The 17,752-nt window shown below is 65.2% G+C and carries 17 protein-coding genes; 12 read left to right on the top strand and 5 right to left on the bottom strand.

Features of this window, described 5'->3' with window-relative positions:
* Window positions 1-116 precede the first annotated feature (116 nt).
* From JQ592_RS36675 to JQ592_RS36665, 3 genes are all read right to left on the bottom strand, one after another.
* Window positions 117-2,267: an adenylate/guanylate cyclase domain-containing protein gene (locus JQ592_RS36675; RefSeq protein WP_211407576.1), complete on the bottom strand. Its 2,151-nt coding sequence runs from the start codon at window positions 2,265-2,267 to the stop codon at window positions 117-119.
* 19 nt (window positions 2,268-2,286) lie between these two features.
* Complete coding sequence (locus tag JQ592_RS36670; protein WP_211407575.1) at window positions 2,287-2,955, bottom strand: hypothetical protein; 669 nt, start codon at window positions 2,953-2,955, stop codon at window positions 2,287-2,289.
* Window positions 2,956-3,143: 188 nt separating this feature from the next.
* Window positions 3,144-4,283, bottom strand: coding sequence for an HD domain-containing phosphohydrolase (locus tag JQ592_RS36665; protein ID WP_211407574.1), 1,140 nt, complete (start codon window positions 4,281-4,283; stop codon window positions 3,144-3,146).
* A 287-nt stretch (window positions 4,284-4,570) separates the two neighbouring features.
* Here JQ592_RS36665 and JQ592_RS36660 point away from each other — a divergent pair, with 287 nt between their 5' ends.
* From JQ592_RS36660 to JQ592_RS36605, 12 genes are all read left to right on the top strand, one after another.
* Window positions 4,571-4,894: an STAS domain-containing protein gene (locus JQ592_RS36660; RefSeq protein WP_211407573.1), complete on the top strand. Its 324-nt coding sequence runs from the start codon at window positions 4,571-4,573 to the stop codon at window positions 4,892-4,894.
* Window positions 4,894-5,259, top strand: a complete 366-nt coding sequence (locus tag JQ592_RS36655) for a response regulator (RefSeq protein WP_027562191.1) — start codon at window positions 4,894-4,896, stop codon at window positions 5,257-5,259. The genes JQ592_RS36660 and JQ592_RS36655 overlap by 1 nt, the downstream gene beginning before the upstream one ends.
* Window positions 5,256-7,322, top strand: a complete 2,067-nt coding sequence (locus JQ592_RS36650) for a chemotaxis protein CheA (protein WP_211407572.1) — start codon at window positions 5,256-5,258, stop codon at window positions 7,320-7,322. Before JQ592_RS36655 ends, JQ592_RS36650 begins: the two co-directional genes overlap by 4 nt.
* Window positions 7,322-7,783, top strand: a complete 462-nt coding sequence (locus JQ592_RS36645) for a chemotaxis protein CheW (RefSeq protein WP_211407571.1) — start codon at window positions 7,322-7,324, stop codon at window positions 7,781-7,783. Before JQ592_RS36650 ends, JQ592_RS36645 begins: the two co-directional genes overlap by 1 nt.
* Window positions 7,784-7,820: 37 nt before the next feature.
* Window positions 7,821-9,518 carry a methyl-accepting chemotaxis protein gene (locus tag JQ592_RS36640; RefSeq protein WP_211407570.1) on the top strand — a complete coding sequence of 566 codons (1,698 nt, stop codon included), beginning with the start codon at window positions 7,821-7,823 and terminating at the stop codon, window positions 9,516-9,518.
* A gap of 65 nt (window positions 9,519-9,583) precedes the next feature.
* Window positions 9,584-10,072 (top strand): chemotaxis protein CheW, encoded by a 489-nt coding sequence (locus JQ592_RS36635; protein ID WP_211407569.1) that lies wholly within the window; start codon window positions 9,584-9,586, stop codon window positions 10,070-10,072.
* Between the two features lie 60 nt (window positions 10,073-10,132).
* Window positions 10,133-11,935: a methyl-accepting chemotaxis protein gene (locus tag JQ592_RS36630; protein WP_211407568.1), complete on the top strand. Its 1,803-nt coding sequence runs from the start codon at window positions 10,133-10,135 to the stop codon at window positions 11,933-11,935.
* A gap of 132 nt (window positions 11,936-12,067) precedes the next feature.
* A complete protein-coding gene (locus JQ592_RS36625; protein ID WP_211407567.1) occupies window positions 12,068-12,922 on the top strand; it encodes a CheR family methyltransferase in 855 nt (284 codons plus the stop codon).
* Window positions 12,923-12,938: 16 nt separating this feature from the next.
* Window positions 12,939-14,030 carry a protein-glutamate methylesterase/protein-glutamine glutaminase gene (locus JQ592_RS36620; protein WP_211407566.1) on the top strand — a complete coding sequence of 364 codons (1,092 nt, stop codon included), beginning with the start codon at window positions 12,939-12,941 and terminating at the stop codon, window positions 14,028-14,030.
* A 5-nt stretch (window positions 14,031-14,035) separates the two neighbouring features.
* On the top strand, window positions 14,036-15,763 hold the full coding sequence (locus tag JQ592_RS36615; protein ID WP_211407565.1) for a chemotaxis protein: 1,728 nt from the start codon (window positions 14,036-14,038) through the stop codon (window positions 15,761-15,763).
* 150 nt (window positions 15,764-15,913) lie between these two features.
* Window positions 15,914-16,360 carry a hypothetical protein gene (locus JQ592_RS36610; RefSeq protein ID WP_211407564.1) on the top strand — a complete coding sequence of 149 codons (447 nt, stop codon included), beginning with the start codon at window positions 15,914-15,916 and terminating at the stop codon, window positions 16,358-16,360.
* A gap of 123 nt (window positions 16,361-16,483) precedes the next feature.
* Window positions 16,484-16,768: a hypothetical protein gene (locus JQ592_RS36605; RefSeq protein WP_211407563.1), complete on the top strand. Its 285-nt coding sequence runs from the start codon at window positions 16,484-16,486 to the stop codon at window positions 16,766-16,768.
* Between the two features lie 16 nt (window positions 16,769-16,784).
* Here JQ592_RS36605 and JQ592_RS36600 read toward each other — a convergent pair whose 3' ends face one another.
* Entirely contained in the window at window positions 16,785-17,150 is a 366-nt protein-coding gene (locus JQ592_RS36600; RefSeq protein WP_211407579.1) for a VanZ family protein, read from the bottom strand.
* Between the two features lie 200 nt (window positions 17,151-17,350).
* The gene (locus JQ592_RS36595; RefSeq protein WP_211407562.1) at window positions 17,351-17,515 is read right to left on the bottom strand and encodes a hypothetical protein; all 165 of its coding nucleotides are present in this window, start codon (window positions 17,513-17,515) and stop codon (window positions 17,351-17,353) included.
* Window positions 17,516-17,752: the final 237 nt, after the last annotated feature.

Genomic DNA, 17,752 nt, shown 5'->3' with positions numbered 1-17,752 from the left:
TCCGACCAAACCAAAAACCAGCCGTGTTCCGGGCCAGATCGAGTTCTGCTATGCATAACTTCCCCGGACACCCCTGCCACAAGGGGAGAGGGGAAGCACGCCCGCGGTTGACGTCGCTACTTCCCTTCCAGCGTGTTGACCGGCGTCCAATCCGACGACGGTGGATTTGCCGCAAGCACTTTCGCACGCTTCGCGAACAGCGCCGACGCTGGGTCGCTCTCCGCCGCTCGCCCGAACGCATCAGCCGCCTTCGCAAAATCCCTTGCCCGCCAGCAGGCCAGCCCTTCGGCATACGACGCGGCCAACTTGGCCTGCTGGTCGCTCTGCTCGCCCTTCTCCGCCAGCGGCTCGAACACCCTGATCGCCTCGCCGCGGCCCATCACCCTGATCGCGTCCAGCTCTCGCCAGGCGAAAGTGTCGCCGGTCTGCGCGACCGTCGCTTCCGATGCCATGATCGCGGTGCCGTAATATTTGTTGGCGCCTTCGAGCCGCGAGGCGACGTTCACGGTGTCGCTCATCACGGTGTAGTTGAAGCGGCGGCGGGAGCCGATATTGCCGACCACGGCTTCGCCGCTGTTGAGCCCGATGCGGTGCGACAGGCCGTGGCCGGCGAAGGCGGGGTTGCCGGCATTGAGCTCCGCCAGCTTCTCATGACATTTCAGCGCCGCGCGGACGGCGTTGCGCGCATGGGCAGGATCGTCGGCGGGGGCGCCGAACATGGCGACGATGGAATCGCCGATATATTTGTCGACGTAGCCGCCATGGCCCTCGATGATGTCGGTCATGGCGGAGAGATATTCGTTCATCAGCGTGACCAGTTCGCCCGGTGTCATCGTCTCCGCGATCGAGGAAAAGCCGCTGAGGTCGGAGAAGAACATGGTGACGTTGCGCGTTTCGCCGCCGAGCGCCGGCATCTTGCCGGAGGCGATCATGGTCTCGATCACCTCGGGCGCGAGATAAAGCGCAAAACTCTTGCGCAGGAAACGCTCGTCGCGATCGGCCAGCACGAAGCGATAGCCAATCATCATTGCGAGGGCAGCGAGGCTTGCCAGCGCGGGTTCGGTCAAGGGAAGCGCCAGCGCATGCACGAACGCACCGACGGCTACGGCCGTGTAAACGGCAGTAAGGCCGAGCCAGGCGATCAGCGCGCCGCCAGGCGCGAGAATGCAGGCTGCACAGGCGATGATCGTTGCCAGGATAATCGTGAGAATGGTCCGCATGGGAAAGCCGAGCTCGGTCACGGCGTCGTGCTCGATCAGGTTTCGGACCATCGTGGCATGCACGAACACGCCTGCAACGTCGCTGCGGACCTTCTGCTTCGCGCCGGCGGGGGCGGGCAGGGCGCATCGTGGCGCGGGCGAGCCGTCATAGCCGCCGGACAAGCGCATCGAGGTGAGCTTGCGGTCCTCGAAATTGAGGATGGTGCCGAGCAGCACGACCTTGCCCTCGAAGGCGCGGCGGAAGAAATCGCGGTCGCCCTTGTCAGCGCAGGCGTGCAGGTCGGCGAATGAATAGGCCGGGACGTCGCGGCCCAGGCCGCGGAAGTTGAGCGTCAGGGTGTTGGGCACCGCGCTCGGAATCGCATGGCCGGACAACTCCATCGCGCCGGCTGGGCCGGTCTCGGGCCTGGCGCCGAGCGCCCGCGCGGCGAGCTCGACGGCCATCGCCGGAACGGGCTTGCCGTCGATGGAGAAGCTCAGCGGCATCCGCCGGATCACGTCGTCGGGGTCGGTATGGACGTTGAGAGCGCGGATATTGTTCTTCACCGCCAACTGCTGCGCGCGGTAGGGCCTGTCCGGATGGTCGTTGCTCAGGATTTCGCCGAGCACCAGCTTGCCGCTGTCGGAGAGCTGCCGCAGCGCGATGAGGTAGTCCCGGTCAAAGCCCTTCATGCGCGTGCCGAGCGGCGCTTCGCCGAAGGGAATCTCGGACTGCTCGATCGAGCTCGGAAAGATGACGTCGAAGCCGATCACCTTGGCGCCGCCCTCGGTGATACTGCCGAGTACGCGGCCGATCTCGCGCGTCCAGGTCTGCGTCGGCGATCCCTTGAAGGGCGGGGTGTCGTAGGTCTCCCCGTCGATCGCCACCACGACGACCGGCGACGTCGCGGGATCACGGCGATCGCCAATGATCTTGCCGCGCAGCGCCGTGAGGATGTCGAGGGAGAGACCTTGCAGGGTCTGAAGCGGAGGTGACGTGAAGACCGCGCCCGCAAGGAGCGCGATCAGGATCGCCGCAACGATGTCCCGCCTGCCGATCCGCCGCATCGCGCCTTCGCGGAGCCGCCTATTCGAGCCGCAGCAGGCGACCGACGATCGGCGTCGGCGATGACGTGGCGCTGGCGTCGACCTGGAAGGCGTAGCGCTTGGCGCCGAGGATGGCGAGATAGCTGCCGCCCGGCGTCAGCGACTTCCCGGCCTTGGCGAAGTCATAGAACTTGCCGCCGACCATGACCTCATTCTTCAACGGCACGGTGATCGTGGGTTCCTTGCCGTCGGTGCGCTCGATCACCAGCGTGCTGCCGCTCTTGGCCTGCACCAGCGGGGCTGTGCCGTAGAGCGTCGGCAGCTTGGACGGGGTGCCCTTGGCATCCGAGCGCATCGTGCGGAAGGTGGTCGCGGCACTCTGGTTGGCCTCGCGCTCGGACAGTTTTGCCGCATTGGTGTCGCAGGGCACCTTTTCCCGCTTCACCTCGCCGAGCTGCACGGTGCTCTGCTCGGCGCCGACCAGCACGACGCCCTCGCTGATGGTCTCGCGCTGGCACGACTTGAGATAGCTGAGCGTGATGCTCGCCTTCGGGCCGAGCTTGATGATCTTGCCCGGCGCCACGTAATCCATGAAGGCGATACCGTCGACCTTGCCTTGCACATCCTCGACGATCGCAGCCGGGGTCTCCGCCAAAGCGGGAGTCGCAACACAGAACGCGCCGACAATGGCGCCGATCAGACTTCTCATGGGAATTCTCATCCAATTCGACCGATGTGTGACCGGTCCCTGTCCTGGTTCGATGCTTAGCAGCGGCGCGCCCAGGCAAGTGTGACCAGAATCACTCTTTATTCTTGGTGCCACCTTAGCAGGAACAGGTTCAACCCGGCGACCGGAGAAAACAGAGCCGCGGCAAGCGGTTGCCGGCATGGATAATGTCAGCCGGCCGGGACGGCCGCGGCCGGACGGTTTTCAGTGGGACGGCTCTCCGCGGCGCTCTCTATTATGGGCACGAGCGCGGCCTCGGTCTTCTGAAATGGCGTCGCGTGCTGGCCAGCGGCGATCTTCACGACCTCGTCCCAGCGCGACAGAAAGGCCTCGACGCAGGTGGGATCGAACTGACGTCCAGCGTTCTCGATCAGGTAGTTGCGCGCCACGTCGAGCGGCATCGGCTCCTTATACGGCCGCCGCGTCGTCAGCGCGTCGAACACGTCGGCGACCGCGACCACGCGCGCGGCAACCGGGATCTCGTCCGTCTTGAGGCCGTTCGGATAGCCCGTGCCGTCCCAGCGCTCGTGATGACCTGCTGCAATTTGTGCGCCGAGCTGGATCAGCTCGCAGCTGGAGTCCGCCAGGATCCGTTCGCCGATCCTGGCGTGGGTGCGGATCACCGCCAGCTCGTCGTCGGTCAGTTTGCCGGGCTTGAGCAGAATGTTATCGGGAATGGCGACCTTGCCGACGTCGTGCAGGGGCGCGGCGAGATAGATATCGCGGCAGAGCCGGGCCGGCAGGCCCAGCTGCTCGGCGATGATGCGGCTGTAGCGGGCGACCCGCAGCGTGTGCTCGCCGGTGTCATTGTCGCGGTACTCGACCGCGAGCGCGAGCCGCAGGATGATCTCCTCCTCGCGCTCGCCGAGCTTTCGTGTTGCGGCTGCGACTTCGCTGGCCAGATGCGCGGCGCGGTCATTGAGCTTGCGCACGGCTGCACCAAGCTGAATCAAATTCCGCAGGCGCACGGTCATCTCGACGCTGTGCGGCGCCTTGGGCAGGAAATCGGTTGCACCAGCCTGCAGCGCTTCCATCTTCACGTCGTCGGTCTGCCGGGACGTGATCATCGCGATCGGGATGTCGGCGCAGCCGGGGAGGGTGCGGAGCGTGCGGATGAAGCTGATGCCGTCCATATGCGGCATCTCGTAGTCGACCAGCACGAGGTCGAAGACGCGTTCGCGTGCGCAGACCAGCGCGTCCACGGGATCGAGGAAGGTGGTGGCCTCGACCAGACCTTCGGCCTCGATGTGCCGTTTCAGGAAGTTGAGGACGGAGCGGCTGTCGTCAACCAGAAGCGCTTGGGTCAGCATCGGCGGCCGGGCTTGTTCGGAAGGCGAGGCATGAGCTCAACAACTAGCCTTTGCGATTTAACGCGAAGCAAACGATTCACCGGCGGCAAGCTGCCTCATGACTGCGCGCGGCGCATGAGATTTGATCGGGCCATGCACGTCTGCATGCGTACGCGAAGTTTTTCGAATTGTGACCCGTAGTTGTACGGAGGTATCCATTAGGGGTTTGCACACTCTCCATACCGAATAGTCGTCGCGCGGGATTCGCGCCATGCGTGCAGTGAGTCCCCGGAAATTTTGGGGGACGAATGTCGTCTGATGTCACTGAGCCGAAGTGGTCCCTACGGCTGCCTGCAGACTGCAGCATCGCTGCGATCCGCAGTGTCTATGACCTGATCCGCGAGGTTTTTGGCCGGCAGGACCGGCTCGAGATCGATTGCTCCAGCGTCGACAAGGCCGACGTGACCTCGATCCAGCTTCTGCTGTCGACCGCCAAGACGGGCGAGGCCCAGGGCCGCCCGGTGGTGCTCACCTCATTCTCCCAGTCTCTGCGCAACACCCTTCGCCGCGCCGGCTTCGCCAGCGATGCGATGATCGATCAGCATTTCCCGCAAAAGAAAGATGGCACCTAATGGCCACGATTCTCACGGTCGACGATTCCCCCAGCATTCGGCAGATGATCAAGGTCGTGCTCGAGCCGGCCGGTCACAACGTGATCGAGGCCGGTGACGGCGCGCAAGGGCTCGCCAAGGCCCAGGCCGGCAAGCTCGACCTGGTCATCACCGACCTCAACATGCCCGTCATGAACGGGCTCGAGCTGATCCGGGCGCTGCGCAAGCTGCCGAGCGCGGTCGGCATGCCCATCGTGTTCCTGACCACCGAATCCAACGATGCGGTGAAGCAGGAAGCCAAGAGCGCCGGCGCCACCGGCTGGATCACGAAGCCGTTCAAGCCGGAGCAATTGCTCGCCGTCGTCGGCAAGCTGGTGCGCGCATGAGCGCGATGGACCCGACCGAGGTCTTCCGCCAGGAAGCCAGCGAGCTGTTCGAGGTCCTGGAAGGGGCTCTGCTCGATCTCGGCCAGCGTCCCGACGACCGCGAACTGGTCGATTCCGCCTTCCGCGCCCTGCATACGATCAAGGGTTCGGGCGCGATGTTCGGCTTCGACAAGGTCGCCTCCTTCACCCACGAATTCGAGACCGCGTTCGATCGCGTCCGCAAGGGCGAGATCAAGCCGACGCAGGAGCTGATCTCGGTCGCGCTCGCCGCCAAGGATTACATCCGCGCGCTGATCGAGGATCCCCAGTCGACCGACGATATCATCGGCGAAGCCATCCTCGACGACCTCCGGCGCTTCGTGTCGGCGGATCAGCCCGCAGCTCCGGCCGCGGCGATCGCGGAAGCGCCGCCAGCTGAGAGCAAGCAGGCCGGCTGGCATCTTTATCTCGAATTCGAATCCCACATCCTGCGCAACGGCTCCAACCCGCTCGACCTGCTGGAGGATCTCTGCAAGCTCGGCCCCTGCTTCGTCGTGCCGGTCACCGACGGCATCCCGTTTCTCGACGAGATGGAGCCAGAAGACTGCTATCTGAAGTGGGACGTCAAGCTGCACGCGGCCTGCGACAAGGACGCGATCGACGACGTCTTCATGTTCGTCCAGGACGAGATGAAGCTGACGCTGTTGCCGCTCGCGCAGGTCGAAGCGCCTGCCCCGGCGCCGCTGTTCCAGCTCCTCGACGAGGAGCCGGCGCCCATGGCCGAGATGGTTGCGCCGGTGGTCGAGGTTGCTGCCGCGCCGGTCGCCGAGCAGCCTGTCGCGAAGGCGGAGCCGAAATCCGAAGCCAGGCCGGAGCCGAAGGCCGAGGCCAAGCGCGAAGAGCGCGGCATCGCCACCGTCCGCGTCCAGGCCGAGCGCCTCGACGAGCTGATGGACCGGGTCGGCGAGCTCGTCATTGCCCAGGCGCGGCTGAGCCAGCTCGCCGCCTCCGGCTCCGATCTCTCGATCAAGATGATCGCCGAGGAGATCGAGCGCCTCGCTTCGTCCTTGCGCGACACCACGATGGGCGCCCGCATGGTGCCGATCGGCTCGCTGTTCGGCCGCTTCCGCCGCCTGGTGCACGATCTCTCGCGGGATCTGTCGAAGCCGGTCGAATTCGTCACCTCGGGCGAGGATACCGAACTCGACAAGACCATGATCGAGTGCCTGGCCGATCCGCTGGTCCACCTGATCCGCAACGCCATCGACCACGGCATCGAGGACACCGCGACGCGCGCTGCCAACGGCAAGACCGAGCAGGGCCGGATCGAGCTCGCCGCCGTTCATTCCGGCGCGCAGGTGCTCGTCACGGTGAAGGACAATGGCGGCGGCCTCAACACCGCGCGCATCCGTGCCAAGGCGGAAGAACAGGGCCTGATCGCGGCCGGCGCCGTGCTGAGCGACCACGAAATTCACCAGTTCCTGTTCCACCCGGGGTTCTCGACCGCGCAGACCATCTCGGCGCTGTCGGGCCGCGGCGTCGGCATGGACGTGGTCAAGCGCACCATCGAGAACATGCGGGGCTCGATCGACCTGTCGACCAGGCCGGGCCAGGGCACGACCGTGACATTGCGCCTGCCGCTGACGCTGGCGATCATCGAAGGGCTCCTGATCCGCGTCGGCGAAGGCCGCTACATCATTCCGCTGTCGGCGGTGGAGGAATGCGTCGAGCTGACTGCCGAGGACGAGCGCTCGCGCGGCCGCAACTTCCTCAACGTGCGCGGCAACCTGGTCCCGTTCCTGCGCCTGCGCGAGCTTCTGACGGCCTCCGGTGCGCCCGACAAGCACCAGAAGACGATCATCATCTCGACCGGAGAGACCCGCGTCGGCCTCGTCGCCGACCAGATCATCGGCAACCACCAGACCGTGATCAAGTCGCTCTCCAAGCTGCATTCCGACGTCACGATCTTCTCGGGTGCGACGATTCTCGGTGACGGCACGGCGGCGCTGATCCTCGATGTCGCCCAGCTCGTCACGCTGGCTCAGTCGAAGGTCGAGAAGCAGCACATCAGCGAGGCGGCGTGATGAACGAAGGTTTGGCCGGAGAGCATCAGACGGGCGCGATGCAGGTCGTGATGATCGGGCTCGGCGAGGAGAAGTTCGCGCTCGACGCCGGCCTCGTGCGCGAGATCATCGATCCCGTCCCGGTGACCAAGGTCGCCGGCGCGCGGGCCTTCGTTCCCAGCGTGATCAACGTGCGCGGCAACGTCATCCCGCTCGCGGATTTGCGCATTCGCTTCGGCATGCCGCAGCTCGACAATTCGGCCGACACGCGCATCGTCGTCATCGAGCTCGATCTCGACGGCGAACCGGTGCTGGTCGGGGTCACCGCGGACAAGGTCTACGAGGTCACGGAGATATCGCAGACCGACGTGCAGCAGACGCCGCGCGTCGGCATGCACTGGAAGCCGGAGTTCATTCGCTTCATCGCCAAATGGCGTGAAGAGTTCGTCATCGTTCCCAACATGGAACGCATCCTGAATTGAAATGAGGTCTCGGGCGAGACTGGGGTAGGGGCTGGAAATGAGATTTACGGTCAAGGCAAAACTTGCCAGCGCGTTCGGCGTCGTCCTGCTGCTTTCGATGGCGGCGGGCGGCCTCGCTTATGTGAAGCTGAGCGAGATGATCGACACGGCGGACAGCCTGGTGTCGCGCGCGGGCCGCATGGACCGTGCGGCGGAAATCGAGAAGGGAATCCTGCTCCAGGTCCGTGCCGAGAAGAACCTCCTGCTCGCGCCCGATAGCGAGGCCGATCGCTTCACCGCCGAGATCGCCAAGCAGCGCGAGACGCTGCTGAAGTTGAAAGAGGAGATCCATGCCGCGGCCTCCGCCGAGGGCAGGAAGCTGATTGAGAATTTCGGCGCCGCCTACGTCCGGATGAATGCTGTTCAGGACGACGCCCTCAAGACGGCCCGGACCGACAAGGCGAAGGCCGCCGAGCGCTCGATGACCGAAGTCCGCAAGGCCGTCGGCGAAGCCATGGAAGCCGCTAACGCCTATGTCAGCAACGTCAAGAAGAACATGGCCGATCAGGCTGCCCGGGCTCATGAGGACGGCAACCGGGCCCACATGATGCTGATCTCGGCCGTGCTGGCCTCGCTTGCGATCGGTCTGATTGCCGCGATCTGGATTTCGATGAGTATTGCCCGTGGCCTCGGCCGTGCGGTCGGCCTTGCCGGCGCGGTGGCGAGCGGCGATCTCAGCCAGACCATCAACGTCTCCAGCAATGACGAGATCGGTGACCTCGTCAAATCGCTGAACCTGATGGTCGAGAAGCTTCGGCAGGTCGTCGAGGAAGCACTCACCGCGGCCAGCAACGTCTCCGCCGGCAGCCAGGAATTGTCCGCCAGCGCCGAGCAGCTCTCGCAGGGGGCGACCGAGCAGGCCTCATCCGCGGAAGAGGCCTCGTCCTCGATGGAGGAGATGGCCTCGAACGTGAAGCAGAACGCCGACAACGCCAACCAGACCGAGAAGATCGCGGCGCAGTCGGCCAAGGATGCCGAGGCCAGCGGCGTGGCTGTCGGCCGCGCCGTCGAGGCGATGCAGACCATTGCCGAAAAGATCACGATCGTGCAGGAAATCGCCCGCCAGACCGACCTGCTCGCGCTCAACGCGGCGGTCGAGGCCGCGCGCGCCGGCGAGCACGGCAAGGGGTTTGCGGTGGTCGCTTCCGAAGTGCGCAAGCTCGCCGAGCGCAGCCAGGCCGCTGCTGCCGACATCGGCACGCTGTCGACGGAGAGCGTGAAGGTGGCGCAGGAAGCGGGCCACATGCTGTCCAAGCTCGTGCCCGACATCAAGAAAACCGCCGCACTGGTCCAGGAAATCACTGCAGCCTGCCGCGAGCAGGACGTCGGCTCGGCGCAGATCAACCAGGCCATCCAGCAGCTCGACAAGGTCGGCCAGCAGAACGCCAGCGCATCCGAGCAGGTCTCCTCGACCTCGGAGGAGCTCGCTTCGCAGGCCGAGCAGCTCCAGTCGACCATCTCGTTCTTCCGCACCGAACATACCGGGCGTAGCGAGAGCGCCGCCCCCGCGCCGATCGATCGCGCCGTCACCCAGCTCCGCGTCAAGGCGGCGCACATGGCGGCAGCGGATCGCAATGCGAGGAAGCCCGCGCCTGTCCGCAAACCGGCACGTGCGGTGAAAGTCGCGGGCGGCGGCGGTTTTGCCTTCGACATGCATGACGGTGAAGACGACCGCGACGCCGAGTTCCAACGCTGATTAACCGGTCCGGCCTCGCGCCGGACCGTGCTCGTTTTTAAAACCTTCGGACCCTGGACTGCATCATGGCCGCAACCTCGCAATATCTGACGCTCGGGCTCGCCGGCGAGACGTTCGGCATCAGCATCCGCAACGTCCGCGAAATCCTGGACATGCGGCCGATCTCGCGGCTTCCGCACGCGCCGAACTTCCTGCTCGGCATGATCGACGTGCGTGGCAGCGGCTATCCGATCGTCGACCTCCGGACCAAGCTCGGCCTGCCCAGCGTCGCGGCGACCGAGGCGACCCGCATCATCATCCTCGACGTGCCGATGAAGGACCGCCTGGTCGGCGTCGGCTTCGTCGCCGACTGCGTGTTCGAGGTTACCGACATCGACGAGCAGGCGATCGAGCCGATCCCCGAGGTCGGCGGGACGTGGCAGTCCGACTACGCCGCCGGCATCGGTCGCAAGGGCGAAAAATTCGTCGTCATCTTCGATCTCGCCAAGCTGATGGCGAACGACAGGATTCCGGATGGACGCGATGCCGGCGCCGATGCGCCTCGCGCCGCCTGAGTTTGCAAGAGTGAAGCGTGGTCAAGCGTAAGCACCCCAATTCGAACCAACGAGACTGACATGAGATTCACCGTCAAAGCCAAGCTTGCCAGCGCCTTCGGCGTGGTCATCCTGCTCTCCATGATCGCCGGTGCGGTCGGCTACATGAAGCTGGCCGACATGGTCGGCACCGCCGAAGTTCTCGTCGCCCGTGCGGGTCGCATGGAGAAAGCCGCCGAGCTGAAGGAAAGCATTCTCTTCCTCGTGCGCGCCGAGAAGAACTCGATCCTGGCAGCGTCCGACGCTGAGTATGACCAGTTCGTCGCCGACCTCGCCAAGAACCGCGAAGCGATCGTCAAATCCAAGGACGAGATCTACGCCGCGGCCAGCGAAGGCGGCAAGAAGCTGATGGAAGGCTTCAATGTGGCGTTCGCCAAGCTGAACGCCTATCAGGACGAGACGGTCAGGCTCGCCAAGACCGACAAGCCGAAGGCGCTGGACCGGTCCATGCATGACGGCCGCAAGGTCGTCGCTGATACGCTGGAAGCGGCCGACACCTACATCAAGAACGTCAAGAAGAACATGGCTGAGCAGGCCGAACAGGCCAGGCAGGACGGCTCGCGTGCAGAGCTACTGCTGTTGAGCCTGGTCATCGCCTCGCTGCTGATCGCTGCCGTTGCCGCGACCTGGATTGCGATGAACATCAGCCGGGCGTTGGCCCAGGCCGTCGGCCTCGCCGACGCGGTCGCGATCGGCGATCTCAGCCGCAAGATCGCGTCCTCGAGCAACGACGAGATCGGCGACCTCATCAAGTCGTTGAACGCGATGACGGTGAACCTGAATGCCACCGCGGCCATCGCCAACGAGATTGCGCAGGGCAATCTCATGGTCGAAGCCAAGCCGCTGTCGGACAAGGACACGCTCGGCCTCGCGCTCGAGCGAATGGTGGAGAAGCTTCGTCAGATCGTGTCGGAAGCGCTGACTGCGGCGCAGAACGTCTCCGCCGGCAGCCAGGAGCTCTCCGCCAGCGCCGAGCAGCTCTCGCAGGGCGCAACCGAGCAGGCTTCGTCCGCCGAAGAGGCCTCCTCCTCGATGGAAGAGATGGCCTCGAACGTGAAGCAGAACGCCGACAACGCCAACCAGACCGAGAAGATCGCCGCACAGTCCGCCAAGGATGCCGAGGCCAGCGGTGCAGCCGTCGGGCGTGCCGTGAATGCGATGCAGACCATCGCCGAGAAGATCACCATCGTGCAGGAGATCGCACGGCAGACCGACCTGCTCGCGCTCAACGCGGCGGTCGAGGCCGCGCGCGCCGGCGAGCACGGCAAGGGCTTTGCGGTCGTCGCTTCCGAGGTGCGCAAGCTTGCCGAGCGCAGCCAGGCGGCCGCGGCCGAGATCGGCACGCTCTCGGCGGACACCGTCAAGGTGGCGCAGGAGGCCGGCGCCATGCTTGCCAAGCTCGTTCCTGACATCAAGAAGACCGCGGAGCTGGTCGAGGAAATCACGGCGGCTTGCCGCGAGCAGGACGTCGGCTCGGCGCAGATCAACCAGGCGATCCAGCAGCTCGACAAGGTCGGCCAACAGAACGCCAGCGCCTCCGAGCAGGTGTCCTCGACGTCGGAGGAGCTCGCCTCCCAGGCCGAGCAGCTCCAGTCGACCATCGCCTATTTCCGGATCGAGCAGGGTGGAAAGGGCCAGGCCGCGCCGATCGACCGCGCGGTCACTCAGTTGCGCGCCAAGGCGGCGACGATGGCGGCGGCCGAGCGTCCGGCCAAGAAACCGATGGCGAGGCCCGTGCGCGCAGTGAAGGCTGCCGGCGGCGGCGGCTTCGCCTTCGACATGAACGACGGCGAGGATGACCGCGACGCCGAGTTTCAGCGCTGAGTTTCTTTGTGGGATCGGCCCCCATTGGGGGCCGATCTGTCTTCAGTCATTGCGTAAACGTGTAGGTTTCAAGATGGCCCCTACGGCCCGACATTCAGTGCAGGCGGCCATCCCGGACCGGGGCATGCGGCCATGATGCCCGCCGTGCAGGATACGGCTGTGCATCTGTCGGACCGACACTTCCGGACCATCGCCGAATTGATCGAGGGCCAGGTCGGCATCAAGCTGCCGCAGGGCAAGCGGCTGATGCTGGAAGGGCGACTGCACAAGCGCGTGCGCGCGCTGAATTTTTCCGACCTCAACGAATATGTCGACAACCTGTTCGAGGCCGACCATTTCGACACCGAGCTCACCCATCTGATCGATGTGGTGACGACCAACAAGACCGACTTCTTCCGCGAGCCCCAGCACTTCACCTTCATGCGGGACGTCGCCGTTCCCGCCTTGCTCAAATCGCATGGCCGCAGGAACGCGAACCTGAAGATCTGGAGCTCGGCGAGCTCAACCGGCATGGAAGCCTACACGACCGCGATGGTGCTGGACGACATGACGCGGAACGGGTCGCGCTTCCAGTACCGCATCCTCGGGACCGACATTTCGACGGCCGTGCTGCGTCTCGCCAAGACCGCGATCTACACCCGCGATGTGCTTGCGCCGGTGCCTGAGAATTTCGTGAAACGATACTTCCTGTCGTCGCGGGATAGGTCGCGCGGCGAGGTGCGGGTTGTGCCGGAGTTGCGGCGCATGACGCATTTCATGCGGATGAACCTCATGGATGTATCCTATCCCGTCGATCGCGACGTCGACATCATCTTCTGCCGCAACGTCCTGATCTATTTCGAGCGCGAGACGCAGCGCAAGGTGATCCAGCAATTGTGCAACCATTTGCGGCCGGGCGGCTATCTGCTGGTCGGACATTCGGAATCGATGATCCACAGTGCAGTGCCGGGCTTGAAGCAAGTTCAGCCAACCATTTTCCAGGTCTAGCCGGAGCGCAACCACAATGCCGAGGGAGAAAGTTCGCGTGCTGATCGTGGACGATTCGGCGTCGGTGCGCCAAATCCTTCAGACGATCCTTTGTGAAGACCCTGATATCGAGGTGATGGCGACCGCCTCCGATCCCTTCGTCGCGGCCCGCCGCCTCGAGAAGGAGCTGCCCCACGTCATCATTCTCGATCTCGAAATGCCGCGCATGGACGGCATGACGTTCCTGCGCAAGATCATGGCGCAACGTCCGATCCCGGTGATCATCTGCTCCTCGCTAACCGAAGAGGGCTCCAACGTGATGTTCGAGGCGTTCGAGGCGGGCGCGGTCGACATCGTGCCGAAGCCGAAGATCGACACGCGCCAGGCCCTGCTCGAATGCTCCACCCGGCTGCGCGAGGCGGTCAAATCGGCAGCGCGTGCGCGGGTCCGTCCGCGCTCGGCGCGCCGGGTGATCGAGAAGAAGCTGACGGCCGACGCCATCATCCCGCCGCCGGTGCAGGGCAAGGCCCGGCCGACGACGGAACGCATCGTGTGCATCGGCGCCTCGACGGGCGGCACCGAAGCGCTCAACGACGTCCTCGAGATGCTGCCGCCGCATTGTCCGCCGCTTCTCATCGTCCAGCATATGCCGGCCGGCTTCACCGCGGCGTTTGCCAGGCGCCTCGACAGCGTCTGCCAGATCCGGGTCAAGGAGGCCGAGGACGGCGAGCAGGTGCTGCCGGGCTGTGCCTATATCGGGCCGGGTGCCCGCCACATGCTGCTCCAGCGCATCGGCCTGCGTTACCAGATCGCGATCAAGGACGGCCCGCCGGTGTCGCGGCATCGCCCCTCTGTCGACGTGCTGTTCCGCTCGGCGGCCCAGCATGCCGGCGCCAATGCCCTCGGCGTCATCATGACCGGCATGGGCGACGACGGCGCGCGCGGCATGCTGGAGATGCGCAAGCTCGGTGCCTCGACGCGGGCGCAGGACGAAGAGAGCTGCGTGGTGTTCGGCATGCCCAAGGAAGCGATCGCGCATGGCGGCGTCGAGAAGGTCGTCTCGCTGCACAATATCCCGCGCGAGATCATGGCCTGGTACCAGGCCGGACATGCCGTGATGGCAGGTTGAGCGCGATGTCCGCCATTCCACCCAATACGTTCACCGAGGCGATCGCCGCGATCGAGGATGTCTCGTCGCGCATCGAGGACGTCTTCGCGCGGGTCGGTCACGAGCTCGGCCGCGGCCACATCATCTTCAAGGAGCTGAACCAGGGCCTCGCGACGCTCTCCGGCGAACTCTCGGGCGCCGAGATCGAGGGTGCGGCGACCGCGTTGCAGGAGATCGCCGCCCGGCTCAGCGAGCTTGCGCAGGCGCTGCCGGCCGAGAGCGCCCTGCTTGCGACGATCGGCGCGAGCACCGCAGAGGCGTCCTCGCTGCTGAAGCCGTTGTTCAAGCACATCCAGATGATCACCATCATCGCGCGCAGTGCGCGGATCGAGGCGGCCTCGCTCGAGGGCGACCGCGAGGGCTTTCTCGCCTTCACGCAGGAAGCCTACGATCTCGGCAAGGCCGTACAGCGCTCGCTCGAGGGCTGCGCGAAGGACCAGCAACGTCTGTCGGAAGCCGTCGCCACCGCCTCCGGCCGGCAGAAGGAGTTCGAGAGCCGCTACCGGAATCAGCTGGTATCGGAGAGCGCCGAGCTCGGCGCAGCGTATGGCGGGCTGCGCGACCAGCGCAGCAAGAGCAGCCATCTCGCCGACTTCGCTGGCGCCAGCACCAGGAAGATCGCCGAGGCGGTCGGTAGCGCGATCATCTCGCTTCAGGCCGGCGACAGTACGCGCCAGCGCCTCGAGCACGTCTGTCACGGCCTCGGCCTTGCGTCCGGGTCTTCGCCGAGCCTCGTACCCGAACCGGTTGCGAGTGGCGATGGCGCGCGCACGATCTGCCAGTTGCAGGCGGCCCTGCTCAGGGACGCCCAGCGCGAGTTCGGCGGCGACATTGGCCAGATCGTCCGGGCGCTGACGGCGATCCTGCACGATGCCGGCAGCGTCGTTGGCCATGGCCGCACGCTGTTCGGTGCCGAGGATGGCGGCTCGTCGTCGTTCCTGGCCCGCATCAAGCAGACGCTGGCGCATGCCTCGACGTTGATCTCCACTTGCGAGGGCGCCGGCCGTGCGGTCGACGACGCTCTCGCGATCGTCGAGGACACGCTGGCGAAGTTTCGGCAGGCGATATCGGGCCTTGCCGAGGCCACCGTCGACATCACCCTGATCGGGATGAATGCCGGCCTCAAGGCAAGCCATCTCGGCAGCCGCGGCAGCGCCTTCGTCGTGATCGCCAACGAGCTCAAGGCGACCGCGGACCAGGTCTCGGCGGGAGCGGCGCGGTTGAGACCCGTGCTCGACGGTATCGAGCGTTCGGCCAGGGAACTGAAGGAGTTGCGCGTGCAGGGCGATCCCACGCAGCTTGCCAAGCTCGAGCCGCAGATCCTCCAGGCGCTGCGCGAGGTCGAGGCGGGCAACGAACGGCTCGACAAGCTGATGAGCCGGCTCGTCGACGAGGGCGCCGAATTCGAAGGCCTGATGAATTCGGCGCAGGGCCTGATGACCACGCTTGGCGAGGGCTCCGCGGCCTTGCCTGCTGTTGCGACACGCCTCGAGACCGCGAGTTCGGGCGCGCAGCGTCCGCAGCCCCAAGCGCAGGACGAGGCCATGCTCGACGATCTCTTCGCGTGCTACACGATGGAGCGCGAGCGGGACGTCCACCGCGAATTTTTGCAGACGCTCGGGCTTGCGTCGATCGCCGCCACGCGGCGCGTCGAGGCGGTCGAGGCGGCGGATGACGGCATAGAATTGTTTTGATCTCCGCGCCGTCGCCGCACGCCTCGGCAGCAATTCGACGGATCGGGTTTCGAGGGCGTTAACCTTGCCGTTAGCGCCGGCGGTTTGGTCATTGTCGCGCCCCAGAGTTGGTTGCAAATACCTCGTCAATTTCACGGCGAGAAATTCCGTATGTTGAGAGACGGCAAGTATGCAGCCTGGTTCAGGACCCCGCGTGGTCAGGGCACCGGCCAGGTGGACCTCACCGACGGCCGGATTTCGGGCAGCGACAGCTTCTTCACCTATGGCGGCTCGTATCGTGTCGATGAGAAGCGCTTCTCGGCGGTCTTGACCGTGAACCGGCACTCCGATGGTCCGCCGAACGTGTTCGGGCCGGACCGGGTCGAGGTCGACCTCTCGGGTGTATGCAACGGCCTGCTGGCGACTTGCACGGGAACGGCCAGGGAAGCACCCGACGTGCAGTTCGAGGCGACGCTGATCTACAGCCAAGAGGATGTGCCAGCCTCAGACGCCCGATGCGCGGTGGTGAAGCTCAACGCCGACAAGCTGCCGAAGGGCCTCGACAACCGGACCCGGCCACGCCCCGTGTTCACGCCGACCAAGACTCCCCTGTCCTGAAGCCGGCGTTTTAGCTTTGCATTGACGCTGTTGTCGCGAAAACATCGCGAGACTGCACTGCAGCAACCCTGCTTTTAGAGGTGACCTCTAGGTTGAGGCCCATAACAAAAGGCGGACAGGGACATGCCTCAGATCTGGATGACATATGACGAACTCGCGACACTCACCGGCTGCAGCGCTGCCAAGGCACGGCTGCAGGCGATGCATCTGTCGCTCGACCGCCGCAAGAGCCGCGACGGGAACACTCGCGTCAAGCTGAACCCCGCATTGATGGCTCGATTCTTCGAGACCGTTCGCGAAGCCGACTTCGCGCTCGACGATGCGATCGCGGCGCTGCGCGAGACCCATCGGCAGATGTCCGGCGTTCTCGCGACCGAGCAGGAGAGCCCCAGGCGCGGAGTGGCGTAAGTCCGCCGCGCCACCTCTAGGACGGCGACCGCGGCAGGAAAGCCAGGATGGTCTGGGCCAAAAGGACGCCGACGGTGCCGCCGGCGGCCTTTTGCAGCACGTCGAGGAACCCGGGATCGCGATCCGGCGTCACGGCCTGCAGCACTTCGAGCCCGGCCGCCACCGCGATTACGAAGGCACAGGCCAGCTTGACGCGCCCCGGCAGCAGGAAAGACAGCAGGAAGCCCAGCAGCCCGTAGGCGCTGAAGCGCTCGATGACGACGACCCAGTAGGCCTCCGCGTGGCCCACGAGCGCCGGCCTGCCCGCGAGCTTTGCCAGCGTGGCATAGACGATGAACGCGAGGCAGATGCCCGCGGCTGCAATGAGATGGTTGCGGCGCATGATGCCAGCATAGCCTGGCCGCCAGCCGGCCGCCTTCGAAAGCAATGAACATCGTTAAGGCGACGGCGTTCCGGCGAGGGATTTCATCCTCGCGGTTCGCGTTGGGACATGTTCGGGCGACACATTCGGCAGCCTGTCCGAATTCAGGCCAGCGATGCGGTCAGGCCACCAGAACGGTGTCGTTGCTCTTCGGCATGACCTCAAACGTGGCGATGCAATCGGGATATCACGCGAATGGCGCCGAGCCGGCACGCGCCGGCATCACGTGGCCGCCAGCCCTCGGATCTCGTGACCCACAGCCTCGCGACCACGAACAGGATGTTGATGCCGAACATCGATATCGAGATCAGGAAAGAGTTTGTCATGACTCCGCTTCCTGCATTCCTTTCGGAAACAATGCAGGGCGCGGGTGAGGGTTCCGCCATTTGCGGGTGGCGAGCTGATCGCCCCTGCCCATATTCTGGTCATCGAACGAAACGCACCGTGGCCGCCATCCCGGCGTGAATGGCGCGGACAACAGCGCGGCGCCGTTGGGCGAAGAGCGAGCGCATTGATCAGCGGTCCGTCGAAAAGCTCGTCCCGGCTCGGCCTTTCTCCGATCT

The sequence above is a fragment of the Bradyrhizobium iriomotense genome (genome assembly GCF_018129405.1).
GTDB lineage: Bacteria > Pseudomonadota > Alphaproteobacteria > Rhizobiales > Xanthobacteraceae > Bradyrhizobium > Bradyrhizobium iriomotense_B.
Note: the sequence above shows the minus strand (reverse complement) of the source record. Positions and strands in the feature narration are given on the sequence as shown.

Coding starts and splice junctions, on each gene's coding strand:
- JQ592_RS36675 (WP_211407576.1), bottom strand. CDS start 2,267: ATGCGGCGGATCGGCAGGCGGGACATCGTTGCGGCGATCCTGATCGCG.
- JQ592_RS36670 (WP_211407575.1), bottom strand. CDS start 2,955: ATGAGAAGTCTGATCGGCGCCATTGTCGGCGCGTTCTGTGTTGCGACT.
- JQ592_RS36665 (WP_211407574.1), bottom strand. CDS start 4,283: ATGCTGACCCAAGCGCTTCTGGTTGACGACAGCCGCTCCGTCCTCAAC.
- JQ592_RS36660 (WP_211407573.1), top strand. CDS start 4,571: ATGTCGTCTGATGTCACTGAGCCGAAGTGGTCCCTACGGCTGCCTGCA.
- JQ592_RS36655 (WP_027562191.1), top strand. CDS start 4,894: ATGGCCACGATTCTCACGGTCGACGATTCCCCCAGCATTCGGCAGATG.
- JQ592_RS36650 (WP_211407572.1), top strand. CDS start 5,256: ATGAGCGCGATGGACCCGACCGAGGTCTTCCGCCAGGAAGCCAGCGAG.
- JQ592_RS36645 (WP_211407571.1), top strand. CDS start 7,322: ATGAACGAAGGTTTGGCCGGAGAGCATCAGACGGGCGCGATGCAGGTC.
- JQ592_RS36640 (WP_211407570.1), top strand. CDS start 7,821: ATGAGATTTACGGTCAAGGCAAAACTTGCCAGCGCGTTCGGCGTCGTC.
- JQ592_RS36635 (WP_211407569.1), top strand. CDS start 9,584: ATGGCCGCAACCTCGCAATATCTGACGCTCGGGCTCGCCGGCGAGACG.
- JQ592_RS36630 (WP_211407568.1), top strand. CDS start 10,133: ATGAGATTCACCGTCAAAGCCAAGCTTGCCAGCGCCTTCGGCGTGGTC.
- JQ592_RS36625 (WP_211407567.1), top strand. CDS start 12,068: ATGATGCCCGCCGTGCAGGATACGGCTGTGCATCTGTCGGACCGACAC.
- JQ592_RS36620 (WP_211407566.1), top strand. CDS start 12,939: ATGCCGAGGGAGAAAGTTCGCGTGCTGATCGTGGACGATTCGGCGTCG.
- JQ592_RS36615 (WP_211407565.1), top strand. CDS start 14,036: ATGTCCGCCATTCCACCCAATACGTTCACCGAGGCGATCGCCGCGATC.
- JQ592_RS36610 (WP_211407564.1), top strand. CDS start 15,914: ATGTTGAGAGACGGCAAGTATGCAGCCTGGTTCAGGACCCCGCGTGGT.
- JQ592_RS36605 (WP_211407563.1), top strand. CDS start 16,484: ATGCCTCAGATCTGGATGACATATGACGAACTCGCGACACTCACCGGC.
- JQ592_RS36600 (WP_211407579.1), bottom strand. CDS start 17,150: ATGCGCCGCAACCATCTCATTGCAGCCGCGGGCATCTGCCTCGCGTTC.
- JQ592_RS36595 (WP_211407562.1), bottom strand. CDS start 17,515: ATGACAAACTCTTTCCTGATCTCGATATCGATGTTCGGCATCAACATC.